The following is a 13,415-nucleotide window of genomic DNA, read 5'->3' on the forward strand; positions in this document are numbered from 1 at the left end:
TCAGGAAGGCGCGATCTCAATCGTCGTGCCCGGCCCGCAACGGCCCAGCAAGTCCACCAGTGCCGGCAGTTCGATGGAAACGCAGCCCAGCGTCGGCCCCCAGTCCGGCGCGGCGACGTGCAGGAAGATGGCGCTGCCCCGCCCCGGCACGGGCGGCGCGTCGTTGTACCCGATTACCGCGATCACGTCGTAGAGGCCGTCCTCCCGCCACAGCTCCTCGTGGCTGCCGTCGAAGGGCAGGGTGACCGGGCGATTATACTCCGGCCTCCCCGGATCGTCGCACCATCCATCAGTGGGTCGTAGCGCGCGGCAGGGTAGGGCGGTCCGCACGGGCGCCACGCGGTCGGGCCGGTAGAAGACTTCCCGCAGCGGGAAGGTCCCGGCGGGCGAGGCCTTGTCGCCCTCGCTCTTCTCCACCCGAGCACCGGTGGCGCCGATCGCGCAGCGCAGCCCCGCATTGCCGGCAAGAAGGCGGGTGCGGTCCGGCACCACGAGCCGCTCCAGTGGCGTGCTCGCCCATGTCCGGCAGGCACCGGACGCCATCGCCAGACCGGAGATCGCCGACCGCAGCAACGGGCGCCGGCCGGACCGAAAGGATGCCGCTCCGCCCGACGTACCGGTGTCCATCGCATGCCCCTCGCTGCGCCACGAACCGCCGCACGGCCCCTGAAGGAAGCCTACACCGGCCCTTGCGGCCGGGCGATCGCGTCGTGGCCCCGAAACAGCACCGGCCCGCCGTGGCGCCTCGAGGGGGGAGGCGGCGCCAGGCGGGCCGGGCATCGGAACGGCGAGAGGGTTCGGGGGGAACCGCCGTCCCGGTACTCGATGGAAGCGGCCGTCAGGCGGCGGCGTGCTTCCGGAAGCGGTCGTTCGCGGCGGCCGGAACCGGCGCGGCAACAGGGGCCTCGGCCTCGCGGACAGGCGCCTGCCCGGCCAGAACGAAGGGGATGTCGCCGCGGGTCAGGCCGATATCGGCCAGCTCGCGGTCCGTCAGGGCGTGCAGCTCGGCCTCGGCCCGGCGGCGCTGCATCCAGCCCGCGAAGCCGGCCAGGATGCGCTGCAGCCCGGACGCGATAACCGCGTTGCGAGCCTCGTTCGCCTGGCGGAGCAGCTCGACGTCGCTCAGCTGACGGAGGTTGGCAGGATAGGGCATCATCGGCGCGGGGTGCTGCACCTGGGAGATGCGGGGGTTCATGGTTCTCGTCCGTTGATCGATCGGCTGATCAGAGGACCGCCCTTGCGGTCCATCACGTGATTGCCTTCGGTGACGGCAATATGGGCCCAGAAACCGGGCAGATGGCGCGTTGTTCATGTGGCTGAGCCATGCGTGCAGCGCATGGAAATCTGGGGAAACATGTCGTGGTTAACCATCTCGTGACTTATCCGCCGCAAAATCGCCTCGAGGATCTGCGCGCCGGGCTCGTACGCGCGGGCGTCGATGGCTTCGTCATCCCCCGCGCGGACGAGTTCCTGGGCGAGTACGTCCCGCCCTCCGGCGAGCGGCTGGCCTGGCTCACGGGCTTCACCGGCTCCGCGGGGATGGCGATCGTGCTGCCGGACCGCGCGGCGGTGTTCACCGATGGCCGCTACACCACCCAGGTGGCGCAACAGACCGACCCCCGCCTCTGGGAGCGCCGCCACATCATCGAGGAGCCGCCCGTCACTTGGCTGAAGGCGCACGCCGCCGGCCGGCGCATCGGCTACGATCCCTGGCTGCACCCTCAGGCCGCGCTGGACCGGCTGGCCGCCTCCGGCGCGGTCCTCGTCCCGCTTCCGGTCAACCCGCTGGACGCGATCTGGGCGGACCGCCCCGCCGCGCCCACCGCCCCGGCCGAGCCCTGGCCCGAGGAGTTCGCCGGGCGCTCCGCTGCCGAGAAGCGAGAGGCCATCGCCGCCGTGCTGCGCGAGGCCGGGCAGGACGCCGCGACCCTCGCCGACGCCCACTCCGTCGCCTGGCTGCTGAACATGCGGGGCGGCGACCTGGACCACACGCCGCTCGCCCTGGCCTTCGCCATCCTGCGCGCGGATGGCAGCGTCACGCTCTTCATGGATCCCTCCAAGGCCGGCCCCACGCTGCGGGAAGCCCTGGGCAATGCCGTCTCGATCGAGCCGCGCGAGGCCCTGCCCGCCGCGCTGGAGGCTCTGAAAGGCCGCACCGTCCGCCTGGATCCGGAGGCGACGCCCGCCTGGTTCGGCCAGGCGCTCGGGGCAGCCGGCGCGACGGTCTCACCCGGCCCAGATCCCATCCGCCTGCCCCGCGCCTGCAAGACGGAGGCGGAGCGCACCGGCGCCCGCGCGGCCCATCGCCGGGACGCACGGCCGATGATCCGCTTCCTCGCCTGGTTCGCGCGGGAGGCGCGGCACGGCGAGCTGACGGAAATGGCCGCCGCCAGCCAGCTCCTCGCCTTCCGCCGCATGGAGGACCGCTTCCGCGCGGAATCCTTCCCCGCCATCGCCGGGGCGGGGGAGCACGGCGCCATCATCCACTACCGCGCCACCGAGGCCAGCAACCGCGCCATTCACCCGAACGAGCCCTTCCTGCTCGACAGCGGTGCCCAGTACCTGGACGGCACCACGGACATCACCCGCACTCTCTGGACCGGCCCGGGCGCGCCGCCTGCCGAGCTCCGCACCCGCTACACCCTGGTGCTGCGCGGCATGATCGCCCTGTCCGCCACCCGCTTCCCGGAGGGCGTGGCCGGCCCGCACCTGGACGCCATCGCCCGCCGCCCCCTCTGGGAGGCGGGGCTGGACTACGATCACGGCACCGGCCACGGCGTTGGCGCCTTCCTCTCCGTGCATGAAGGGCCCGCCGCCTTCTCCCGCAGCGCCGCCAACATTCCCTTGCAGGAGGGGATGATCCTCTCCGACGAGCCGGGCTTCTACCTGCCCGGCGCCTACGGCATCCGGCTGGAGAACCTGCTGCTGGTGCGCCCTGTCGCCGCCGCACCGGGCCCGCGGCGCTGGCTGCACTTCGAGACCCTCACGCTGGTCCCCTTCGACCGGGAGCTGATCGACGCCGGCGCGCTGGACCGGACGGAGCGAGCCTGGCTGGACGCCTACCACGCCCGCATCCTCGTGGAGGTCGGCCCCACGCTGGACGGGCCGACGATGGAGTGGCTGCGGGCGGCCTGCGCGCCGCTGTGAAGGCCCTTCCCCGGAAGGGATGATACTGCGAGCCTCCCGGAAAAGAACCGGGAGGCAAACGATGTTCAGGACGGCCCTGTGCGGCCTGCTCGCCGCATTCCTATCGGGTGGTGCCCGGGCGCAGGAGGCGCCCGCTTTTCCCACGCGCCCCGTGACCATGATTGTTGGCTTCGCGCCGGGCGGCCCGGCCGACGTCATCGCCCGCCTGATCGCGCCCGCGCTGGGCACGGATCTCGGCCAGCCCGTGGTGGTCGAGAATGCCGGTGGCGCCGGCGGCTCCATGGGGCAGGGCCGGGTGGCCGCCGCGAGGGCGGATGGCCACACCATCCTCTTCGGCAGCCTGGCGCAGGCGACGATTCCGACCCTTCTGCCCAACCTCGCCTTCGATCCCCTGGCGCTGGAGGCGATCGGGATGGTGAACGAGGTTCCGATGGCCGTCATCGCGCGCCGCGACCTGTCGGCGGGGAACCTCGCGGAACTCGCCGCCATGATCCGGCGGGACGGGATGCGCCTGAACCTCGGCAATGCCGGCGTGGGCTCAACCAGCCACCTGTGCAGCCTGCTGCTGCTCTCCGCCGTGGGCACGCCCGTGACGCTGGTGCCCTATCGCGGCAACGCGCTCGTCATGAACGACCTCATGGCGGGGAACCTCGACATGGGCTGCGACCAGACGACGAACAACGCGGAGCACATCCGCGCCGGCACGGTCCGCGCCTACGCCATCACCACCCCCGCCCGCGCCGCCGCGCTGCCGGGCGTGCCGACGACCGAGGAGGCCGGGCTGCCGGCGATGAGGATGTCCGGCTGGAACATGCTCTTCGCCCCAGCCGGCACGCCGCGCCCGGTGGTGGACCGGCTGAACCGCGCGCTGTTGGCCGCGCTGCGCGACGCCAACGTGCAGCAGCGCATGGTCGAGCTCGGCAGCCTTCCCGCGCGCGACGAGCGCACCGCGCCGGCCGCCGCGCAGGCCTTCTGGCGCGCGGAGATCGCGCGCTGGAAGCCGCTGCTCGCCGCCTCGGCGGGAGGCGCGAACTAGCGCCTCAGGTCTCCGCGCCGCCGTTCACCGCCAGCATCTGCCCGTTCACATAGGCGCCGCCCTCGCCGACGAGCATCCGCACCACGGCCGCCACCTCGGCCGGCGTGCCCATGCGGCCCAGCGGCACCTTTGCGACATAGCCGTGGCGATGCGTCTGCACGCCCGGCTCGTCGTCATCCGCCGCGATCGGGCCGGGCGAGATCGCGTTCACCGTGACCCCCTTCGGCCCGAACTCCTTCGCCAGCGCCTTCGTCAGCCCCCACAGCCCGTGCTTGGCGACGGAGACGGGCGCGCGCCCCGCGTAGCCGTGGATGGCGTTCATGCCCGTGAAGCTCACGATGCGACCCCAGCCGTGCTCCACCATTCCCGGCAGCACGGCCTGGGCGAGCCACACCGCCGCCTCCAGGTCCACCGCCATCACGCGGTTCCAGTCCTCCGGCCCGATCTCCAGGAAGGGCTTGGAGGGGCGCAGCGCGGCGTTGTTCACCAGCACGTCCACCGAGCCGAAGGCGGCCAGCGCCTCGGCGGCGATGCGTGCGCACTCCTCGCGCCGGCCCACGTCGCCCATGGCCACCAGCGCCCGCACGCCGAAGCCGCGCACCTCCCCCGCCACCGCTTCCGCCGCCGCGCGGTCGGAGGAGCCGTTGACGACGATGTCGAGGCCGTCCGCCGCCAGCCCGAGGGCGATGGCGCGGCCGATGTTGCGCCCCGCGCCGGTGATCAGCGCGGTCCTGCGGGCGATGGTGTTCATTCCCCGGCGTTCCCCATTCTTGTTCGCGAGTCCCGAGCCTACCATCCGCCGCCCGCCTTGGCACGGCGGCGGCCTACGGCAGGCAGGGGAGGGGCGCGCAACCCGCGCTTCGCCCGCACCGGCCGCGGCCCTATGCACCGGGGATGCTCGCGACACTCGGCCTGGACCGCGCCGCCCTCCTCCACGGCCTCCGCCTCGCCCTTGCGGCGGCCATTGCCTTCGCCATCGCCTCCTTCCTGCACGTCGGCAACGCCTACTGGGCCGCCATGCCGGTCTAGGTCGTCTCGCAATCCGCCCGTGGCCTGATGCTGGAGCGCGCGGCCTTCCGCGTGCTGGGCACGCTGGCCGGCGCCGCGGCCGGCTTCCTGCTGCTGCGGCTGACGGGGGATCCCGCCATCATGCTCCCGCTCCTCGGGATCTGGGTGGGCGCCTGCGCCGCGCTGGTGCAACTGCTGCGCGGGGTGCACGGCTACGGCGCGCTGATGGCGGGAATGACGGCCGCGGTCGTCGTCCTGCCCTCGCTGCTGCGGCCGGAGCACGCCGCGCACCTCGCCGTGGCGCGGGTGGAGTGCACCCTCATCGGCGTCCTCGCCGTCACCCTCGTCACCGGCTTCTGGACACCGGAGGCTCCGCGCCGCGCCTTCTACGCCCGGCTCGGCGCCCTGGCGCGGGACACGCTCTCCGTCGCCGCTGCCCGGCTGCGCGGCCTCTCCTCCCCCGAGGTCGCGGCGCGGGAGCGGCCGCTGATCCGCGCCCTGGCCGGCGCCCAGGCGGAGGCCGGGCTCGTCTCCGCCGGCTCCATCGAGGGCTACCGCCGCCTGCACCACGTCGATGCCCTCGCCGTCGCCGCCCTCGGCACGCTGGCCGCCGCCGGGTCCCTCGGCGCCGAGAGGCCGGGCGACCCGGAGAACGCCGCCATGGCGGAGGCGCTGGAGCGCCTCGTGAATGCCCCCGGCACGGAGGCCTCGCCCGGCCTGCATCCCCGCCTCGCCGAGCCGCTCGGACGCCTCCTGCGCGCGGAGGCCGCCTTCGCCGGCGAGCCCGCCACCGCCGATGCCCGCTCCTTCGGGCCGAAGGCCGCGCTCCTCGCCCCGCACGCGGACCCGGTGCTGGCAGCCGAGACCGGCCTCGTCGCGGGCGGCGCCACGGCGATCGCCGGCGCCCTCGCCATCTTCTCCGGCTGGCCGCCCGCTGAACTGACAGCGCTCGGCGTCTGCATCTTCTCCATGGTGATCGGCACGCTGCCCTCCGCCCGCGCTGCGGCGCCGACCATGCTCATGGGGGTCACGGCGGGCGTGGCGGTGGCGCTGCTCTACCGCTTCCTGGTCCAGCCGCACGTCGCCACCGTGCCGGCGCTGATCCTCTCCGTCCTGCCCTTCCTGCTCATCGGCGGCCTCGCCCGTGCCAGTGGGCGCACCGCCGCCCCGGCGCTGGACGCCAACATGTGCTTTCTCCTCGCCAGCCAGGCCGTGCTGCCGGCCGTGACGAACCCGGCCGTGATCCTCGCCGATTCCGCCGCCCTGCTGCTCTCGATCCTCCTCGTCGCCGCGGCGGGCCTGCTGCTGCCGCCCCGTGCGCCCCGCCGCGCCCGCCGGGCCGCCAGCGCCGTGGGCGAGACCCTGGCCGCCATGGCCGCCCGCCCCGCCGCGCCGCACCAGGCCCGCAACCGCGCGAGCCGCGCCATGCTGCGCCTTGGCCTGCAGATCGAGCGCGCGCTGGGGCCCGATCCCATCCTTGGCGCCAGCCCCGTGGCCGCCTATGGGCTGGGCGAGGCCATCCTGCGCCTGCACGCCGCCGAGGCCTCGGGAGATGAGGCGGCCCGCAGCGCCCTGGCCGCGCTGTCCGGGATGCGTGCGGACCCGGAGGGTACCGCCGAGCGTCTGGAGGCGCTCATCCCCGGCGCCGGCCCCACCGAGCCCGCCCTGCGCGACGCCGCCGCCGCGCTCCGCGCCTCCCGCCTGCTCGTGGCGGCCTGAGGCGCGTTCCCAGTCCGCCGAATCCGCCCTAGCATCCCGTCCGAAGGCGCCGCAAAAGGTGCCCACGGGAGAAACGGATCATGCAGAGGCGGACCATCCTCCGCGCCGCGGCCCTGCCGGCCGTCCTCGCCGCGCCCGCCCTCTATGCCCAACAGGGGGGCCAGCGCAGCTTCGCCACCCGCCCGATCCGCATCATCGTCGGCGTCGCGCCGGGGATCGGCACCATCGATCTCACCGGCCGCGCCGTGGCGGACCCGATGGCGGAGGCGCTGGGCCAGCCCGTGGTGGTGGAGAACCGCCCCGGCGCCGGCGGCATCATCGCGGCGGAAGCGGCGGCGCGCTCCGCTCCGGACGGCCACACCCTCTTCCTCGGCGGCGCGGACACGGTGGTGCACGCCTTCCTGCTGGCAGACCGCCCGCCGCTGGACCCCTTCAAGGATTTCACTCCCGTCTCCCGCGCCACGAAGGACCACTGGCTGGTGGTCGCCACACCTTCCCTCGGCGTGAGCACGCTGGACGAGCTGGCGGCGGCCGGGAAGCAGAAGGCGGGGGAGCTGAACCACGCCTCCTTCGGCCCCGGCACGGTCTTCCACCTCGTCCAGGCGCGCCTTGCCCAGCGCCTGGGCTTCGAGGCGGTGCATGTTCCCTATCGCGGCGACTACACCTCGGACGTGCTGGCCGGGCGCATCTCCTACCTCGTCCAGCCCTCGGCCCTGCTGCTGCCGCACGTGCAGGCGGGCAAGCTGAAGGCACTGGCCACTCTCTCGCCGCAGCGCCTGCCGCAGCTGCCGGACGTGCCGACGGTAGCGGAAGCGGGCTACCCCGACCTCGGCTTCAACATGGGCATCATCCTCTGGGCCCCGGGCGGCACCCCGCCTGACATCGTGGGGCAGGTGAACGCCGCCTTCGCCCGCGCCGCGGGGAACCCCGCCGTGAAGAGCCGCCTGGGCGACCTCTCCCTCGAGACCGTGGGCGGAACGGTGCCGGAGGCGCAGGAATACACCCGCTGGTTCGTCGGCTTCGTGGACGACCTGCGGGAGAAGGTGCTGGGCAAGGCGCGATGAGGAACGGACCCCCTCCTGTCACGAGCCGGTTACTCCGGCAGGGAAGCGGGTTGCGCCACCGGGCCATGCGGGTATCCCAAACGCCATGAGACGCTCGAGCAAGATCGCCCTCACCCTTGTCGCCGGGGCCGGGATCGGCGCTTGGGCCGTCGGCGCCTTCTCAGGCGACCGCGATGAGGAAGGCGTGCTGACCTCCGAGGCCGCCTGCGTGGAGCGCCTCGGCAGCGATGCCGGGCCCGAGTGCGGGGACGTCTTCCGCGATGCGGCGGCCGAGCACGCCCGAACCGCCCCGCGCTACGCCTCGGAGCAGGAGTGCCGGGAGGCGACGGGCGGCGAGTGCACGGGCGTCGGCGCTTCCAAGTCGGCCGGGGCCACCGCCGCCTCCCTCTTCATCCCGGCCATGGCGGGGGTGATGGTCGGACGCCTGCTGGCGGACGGCACGCGCGGGGCGATGCCGGTCTATGCCGGCGCTGCGCCCCCGCCCGGTGCCTGCCCGCCCGGCGCCACGCAGCCAGGCTGCCCGCCGTCGAACGGGTCCTCCCGCGGCTCCTCCGGGGGTGGCGGCGGCAGCGGCGGCCGCGCCTACTGGTACTCCGGCACGAGCTACGCGGGCACCAGCGAGGGCGCGGGCCGCAACGGCTTCCGCGCCGCCTCCGCCACGGCGGAGGGCGGCACCATGCTGGCCCGCAGCGCCGAGGCGGCCTCCGGCCGGTCCTCCTCCTATTCCAGCGGCCGCAGCGCCAGCCGCTCCGGCGGGCTTGGCTTCTCCGCCTCGGCGCATTCCGGCAGCGCCTCATGATCCGGCGGCCCGGCCACGAACGGCCGGACTGGCAGGGCCGCCTCGCCTCCATCGGCCTGGACTATCATTCCGGCGGAAGGGAGCCGGTGCCGGGCGGGGAGGGCGGCCTCTGGTGGCACGAGGCGGATCATTACGAGCTGACCGGGGCCGAGGTGGACCTGCTGGACGACGCCACCACCGCACTGCACGGCCTCTGCCTCACCGCCGTCGATCACCTGGTGCGCTCGGAGCCGCACCGTCTGGAATCCGAGTTCGGCATGGCCCCCTGGGCGGCCGAGTACGCCGCGCGATCCTGGCTGCGCGGCGACCCCGCCCTGATGGGGCGCATGGACCTGGCCTGGAACCCCGCCGCCGGCCCGCCGAAGATGCTGGAGTACAACGCCGACACCCCGACGCTGGCGATCGAGACGGCCCTGGCCCAGTGGTTCTGGCTGGAGGAGACCCAGCCCGGCGCGGACCAGTTTAACTCCCTGCACGAGGCGCTGCTGGACGGCTTCCGCGCCCTGGTCCCGCGCATGAGCGGCCGGGGCATGCACTTCGCGGCTTTCCCCGACGCGCCCGAGGAGTGGGCGCACTCTACCTACTTCCGCGACGTGGCGGAGCAGGCGGGCATCGCCACCCGCCCCATCCCCATCCCGGAGATCCGCTGGAACGACGCGGCGGGCGAGTTCCGGGACGAGGAGGAGAACCGCATCCTCTTCCTGCACAAGCTCTACCCCTGGGAATGGGCCGCCACCGACGAGTTCGGCCCCTTCTTCGCCCGCGACACCGCCGGCGTGATCGAGCCGCCCTGGAAGGCCATCCTCAGCCACAAGGCGATCCTGCCCCTGTTGTGGGAGCTGAACCCCGGCCACCCGAACCTGCTGGAAGCCCATCACGGCCCGGCGCCCGCCACGGGGGAGTGGGTGGAGAAGCCCGCCCTGGGCAGGGAGGGCGCCAACATTCGCATCAAGCGCGACGGCACCGTGACGAGCATGACGGGTGGCACCTACGGCGACGGGCCGGTGATCAGCCAGCGCCGCGCGCCCCTTTACGCCCAGGAGGGCTGGAACGCGATCATCGGCTCCTGGATCGCCGCCGACCGCGCCTGCGGCGTCATCTTCCGCGAGGCGCGCGGGGCGGTGGTGCGGGAGAACAGCAGGGTCCTGCCGCACCTGTTCCGATAACGCGCTAGCTCCGCCCCGCCATCAGCCGCGCCCCCAGCCCCAGGAAGATCACCCCCGCCGTCCCGTGCAGCCACCGCGCCGCGCGGGCGGAGCGGGAGAGCCGCGCCGCGGCGCCGGAGGCGCCGGCGATCACCGCCGCGAAGACCGGCACGGAGAGGATCGGCAGGATCGGCCCAAGGATGAGCATCTGTGCCCATTCCGACGCCCGCCCCGGCGAGGGGTCCACGAACTGCGGCAGGAAGGCGAGGAAGAAGAGGGCCACCTTCGGGTTTGTCAGGTTCGTCAGCATGCCCTGCGCCACCACGCGCCGGGCGGCCGAGGCGGGCTGGGCGACCGGGGCGCCCGCCAGGGCCGCGCGGATCGACTGCACCCCCAGCCACAGGAGATAGGCCCCGCCCGCCAGCCGCAGGGCCGTGAACAGCGCCGGCTCCGCCGCAAGCAGCGCCGCCACGCCGAGCGCGGCCAGCAGGATATGCACCATGGCCCCGAACCAGATCCCGATCGTGGCCGCCCAGCCCTGGCGCCTTCCGCCGGCAAGCGTCTGCCCCAGAACGAACATCATGTCCGGCCCCGGCGAGAGCACCACCACGATGCCGGCCAGGGTACAGGCGAGGAGGAGGGCGGGATCGACTGGCATGGGCCGAAGCTGGCGCTGCCCGCGCCCGGCGTCGAACGAGTAATCCTGAAGCCCGGCATCACGGCCCCTGATACCCCCGGCCCGCCGATTGGGCATGGCTCGGCTTCCATATCCGTGATGGTGACCGCGATGCTGCGACGCAATATTGCGTGGCAGACCTGCCGGACGAAAGCTTTTGCCCGGCACTCCCGAGTTGACGGAAGATTTCGATGCAAAACCCCAGCGCAACCAGACGATTGACCCGCCAGGACGCCCGTACCCTCTTCCTCGCCTCCCTCGGCGGCGCGCTGGAGTTCTACGACTTCATCATCTTCGTCTTCTTCGCCACCGTGATCGCGAAGCTCTTCTTCCCCGCTGGGATGCCGGACTGGCTGCAGCAGATCCAGGCCTTCGGCATCTTCGCGGCCGGCTACCTGGCACGGCCCCTGGGCGGCATCATCATGGCGCATTTCGGCGACCTGTTCGGCCGCAAGCGCGTCTTCACCTTCTCCGTCTTCCTCATGGCCGTGCCGACGCTGGTGATGGGCCTTCTGCCCACCTACGCCAGCATCGGCATCGCTGCCCCGCTGCTCCTGCTGCTGATGCGGGTGCTCCAGGGCGCCGCCATCGGCGGCGAGGCTCCGGGCGCCTGGGTCTTCGTCGCGGAGCATGTGCCGGCCAACCGCGTGGGCGTCGCGACGGGCATGCTGACGGGGGGCCTGACGGGCGGCATCCTGCTGGGCTCGCTGATGGCCACCGCCATCAACACCGCCTATACTCCGGCCGAGGTCGCGGACTGGGCCTGGCGCATCCCCTTCATCACCGGCGGCATCTTCGGGCTGGTGGCCATGTACCTGCGCCGCTGGCTGCACGAGACCCCGGTCTTTGAGGCCATGCGCGCCCGCATCGGCACGGAGAGCCGTGAGATGCCGCTAAAGACGATGCTGCGCGGCCAGGGCGGCGGCGTGATCGTCTCCATGCTCGTCACCTGGATGCTGACGGCCGCCATCGTGGTGGTGATCCTGATGACGCCCGCGCTGTTCCAGAAGCTGCACGGGCTGAGCCCGGCCACGACGCTGGAAGCCAACGTGGCCGCCACCTTCACGCTGACGGTCATGGCCGTGGTGGTTGGCGCCCTGCTGGACCGCTTCGGCGCGCTGCGCGTGGGCATGGTGGGCAGCCTGGCCCTGATCGCCGCCACCTACGCCCTGTATTACGGGGTGGAGGCGAACCCGGCGAACCTGCTGCCGCTCTACGCCCTGGCCGGCGCCACGGTCGGCATCATCGCCGTGGTGCCCTATGTGATGGTGAACGCCTTCCCGGCCTCCACGCGCTTCACCGGCGTCTCCTTCTCCTACAACGTGGCTTATGCGGTGTTCGGCGGCATCACGCCGCTGCTCGTCTCCGTGATGATGGCGGGCAACCGGCACGCGGCGGCGCACTACGTGGCCGCGGTGGTGGTGATCGGCATGGCCGCGCTGATGTGGAACGCCGCCCGCGCCGCGCGCACGGCGCCGATGGAGGCGCCCACGGAGGCCCAGCCCGCGCTGCGCTGAACCCCTGCGCCGGGGAACCGGAAGGGCCGGGGCCGGAAGGCTCCGGCCCTTTCCATTTCGTGCCCCGGATTGCGCAACCGGCGCGCGCCGTGGAGAAGGTCGCGCAATGGACGATCATCAGCCGGAACAGACCGTGGTGCCGCCCGGCTACGCGGCGGGAAGCCGCCTGCCCTGGCAGGTGAAGCTGTCCCTCAAGCTGGTGATCGCCGCGCTGCGCCTGCCCCATGGCACCCTGCGCCGGGCCGGGGTGAACCGCCACAGCTTCGTCGAAGGTGCCGAAACCCGCCTGGTGCGGGAACCCGCCGACCACGTGGCCCGCTTTGCCGCCCTGCACGGCCGCCCGCCGCGCGGCGTGCTGGAGCTCGGCCCCGGGCGGCTGGTGACGCGCGCCGCCACCTACGCCGCCCTGGGCTGCGGCCCCGTCTGGTTTGCGGACGTGGAGGAGGACGCGCCGCGCGAGGCGGCACCCTATGCACAGGCGGCCGCCATGGCCCGCGCCGCCGGCCTGCCTGCCCCGGATCTCTCCGCCGCCGCGGGCCGGGAAGCCGCCCTGGCCGCCTGCGGCGCGCGATACCTGATCGGCGGCACGGAAGTCCTCTCCGCCATCCCGGACGGCTCGGTGGAACTGGTGCTGTCCGACGTGGTGCTGGAGCATGTGCGGCGGGACGCGCTGCCCGGCTTGCTCGGGGAGCTGCGCCGCCTTTCCGCCCCTGCGTCGCTCGGGGTTCACGCGGTGGACTTCCACGATCATATCGGCGGCGCCCTCAACACGCGCCGCTTCGCTCCCGCCTTCTGGGAAGGGGCGCTGGTGGCTCGCAGCGGCCTCTACGTGAACCGCCTGGGCCTCTCACAGCTCCGCGCCGCCTTCGCCGAGGCCGGCTTCACGACGCGCGCCGTGGAGACCCGCCTCTGGCCCGCGCCGCCCCCGGGTGCCGCGGCCGCCCATCCGGCCGTGCGCCGCCCGCCGGAGGACGACCTGATCGCCTTTGCCCGGATCGAGGCGGAGCCGGCTCCTGGCGCAAGGCTTGCGAAGGGGATCCCCTGATCCGGCTGTTCGGCGCGAAGTCGGACGGATAATCCCGAATCCGCCTCGCAACTGGTCTCGCTGCCGCTCCGATGCTGCGCGCGTATTCTGGAGCCGCCGACGTGATGCTTCCGCGAACTCACATGATGTATTTCCTTCCGCGCATATTCTGAAAGAGCGCGCATCATCGGTGTCCGTCGGATGATCATCCGATTGAAAGAACTATAGAACGCTCAACCCAGGGTAATTTCCAATTTCAGGGCCGTCCGCATCGGGTGCG

The 13,415-nt window shown here is 73.1% G+C and carries 12 protein-coding genes and 1 pseudogene; 9 read left to right on the plus strand and 4 right to left on the minus strand.

Annotation, left to right across the window (positions count from 1 at the left end; all coding sequences use genetic code 11):
• Together NRP21_RS20280 and NRP21_RS20285 are read right to left on the minus strand one after the other, a co-directional pair.
• Positions 1 to 489 carry a L,D-transpeptidase family protein gene (locus tag NRP21_RS20280; RefSeq protein WP_257718049.1) on the minus strand — a complete coding sequence of 163 codons (489 nt, stop codon included), beginning with the start codon at positions 487 to 489 and terminating at the stop codon, positions 1 to 3.
• A 349-nt stretch (positions 490 to 838) separates the two neighbouring features.
• The gene (locus NRP21_RS20285) at positions 839 to 1,195 is read right to left on the minus strand and encodes a DUF1127 domain-containing protein (RefSeq protein ID WP_257718050.1); all 357 of its coding nucleotides are present in this window, start codon (positions 1,193 to 1,195) and stop codon (positions 839 to 841) included.
• A gap of 164 nt (positions 1,196 to 1,359) precedes the next feature.
• Between NRP21_RS20285 and NRP21_RS20290 the strand changes: the two genes are divergently transcribed.
• Together NRP21_RS20290 and NRP21_RS20295 are read left to right on the plus strand one after the other, a co-directional pair.
• Positions 1,360 to 3,147 (plus strand): aminopeptidase P family protein, encoded by a 1,788-nt coding sequence (locus NRP21_RS20290; RefSeq protein WP_257718051.1) that lies wholly within the window; start codon positions 1,360 to 1,362, stop codon positions 3,145 to 3,147.
• A 61-nt stretch (positions 3,148 to 3,208) separates the two neighbouring features.
• Positions 3,209 to 4,183 carry a tripartite tricarboxylate transporter substrate-binding protein gene (locus NRP21_RS20295; RefSeq protein WP_257718052.1) on the plus strand — a complete coding sequence of 325 codons (975 nt, stop codon included), beginning with the start codon at positions 3,209 to 3,211 and terminating at the stop codon, positions 4,181 to 4,183.
• Positions 4,184 to 4,187: 4 nt separating this feature from the next.
• On the opposite strand, the gene NRP21_RS20300 is transcribed toward NRP21_RS20295, so the two are convergent.
• A complete protein-coding gene (locus NRP21_RS20300) occupies positions 4,188 to 4,934 on the minus strand; it encodes an SDR family NAD(P)-dependent oxidoreductase (protein WP_257718053.1) in 747 nt (248 codons plus the stop codon).
• A 143-nt stretch (positions 4,935 to 5,077) separates the two neighbouring features.
• On the opposite strand from NRP21_RS20300, the gene NRP21_RS20305 reads away from it, so the two are divergent.
• The 5 genes and pseudogenes from NRP21_RS20305 (at position 5,078) to NRP21_RS20325 (ending at position 9,939) form a co-directional block, all read left to right on the plus strand.
• The gene (locus tag NRP21_RS20305) at positions 5,078 to 5,212 is read left to right on the plus strand and encodes a hypothetical protein (RefSeq protein ID WP_257718054.1); all 135 of its coding nucleotides are present in this window, start codon (positions 5,078 to 5,080) and stop codon (positions 5,210 to 5,212) included.
• 12 nt (positions 5,213 to 5,224) lie between these two features.
• A pseudogene (locus NRP21_RS20310) lies at positions 5,225 to 6,910 on the plus strand (FUSC family protein); the annotation flags it as partial.
• A gap of 80 nt (positions 6,911 to 6,990) precedes the next feature.
• Positions 6,991 to 7,974, plus strand: coding sequence for a Bug family tripartite tricarboxylate transporter substrate binding protein (locus tag NRP21_RS20315; RefSeq protein ID WP_257718055.1), 984 nt, complete (start codon positions 6,991 to 6,993; stop codon positions 7,972 to 7,974).
• Positions 7,975 to 8,059: 85 nt separating this feature from the next.
• Positions 8,060 to 8,773, plus strand: a complete 714-nt coding sequence (locus tag NRP21_RS20320) for a DUF1190 domain-containing protein (protein WP_257718056.1) — start codon at positions 8,060 to 8,062, stop codon at positions 8,771 to 8,773.
• Positions 8,770 to 9,939 (plus strand): glutathionylspermidine synthase family protein, encoded by a 1,170-nt coding sequence (locus NRP21_RS20325; protein ID WP_257718057.1) that lies wholly within the window; start codon positions 8,770 to 8,772, stop codon positions 9,937 to 9,939. The genes NRP21_RS20320 and NRP21_RS20325 overlap by 4 nt, the downstream gene beginning before the upstream one ends.
• A 4-nt stretch (positions 9,940 to 9,943) precedes the next feature.
• On the opposite strand, the gene NRP21_RS20330 is transcribed toward NRP21_RS20325, so the two are convergent.
• Complete coding sequence (locus tag NRP21_RS20330) at positions 9,944 to 10,576, minus strand: LysE family translocator (protein ID WP_257718058.1); 633 nt, start codon at positions 10,574 to 10,576, stop codon at positions 9,944 to 9,946.
• A gap of 236 nt (positions 10,577 to 10,812) precedes the next feature.
• On the opposite strand from NRP21_RS20330, the gene NRP21_RS20335 reads away from it, so the two are divergent.
• Positions 10,813 to 12,111, plus strand: a complete 1,299-nt coding sequence (locus tag NRP21_RS20335; RefSeq protein ID WP_257718059.1) for an MFS transporter — start codon at positions 10,813 to 10,815, stop codon at positions 12,109 to 12,111.
• Between the two features lie 106 nt (positions 12,112 to 12,217).
• Positions 12,218 to 13,156: a hypothetical protein gene (locus NRP21_RS20340; RefSeq protein ID WP_257718060.1), complete on the plus strand. Its 939-nt coding sequence runs from the start codon at positions 12,218 to 12,220 to the stop codon at positions 13,154 to 13,156.
• The last annotated feature ends 259 nt before the right edge of the window (positions 13,157 to 13,415 follow it).

The sequence above is a fragment of the Roseomonas populi genome, assembly GCF_024594815.1.
Classification (GTDB): domain Bacteria; phylum Pseudomonadota; class Alphaproteobacteria; order Acetobacterales; family Acetobacteraceae; genus Roseomonas; species Roseomonas populi.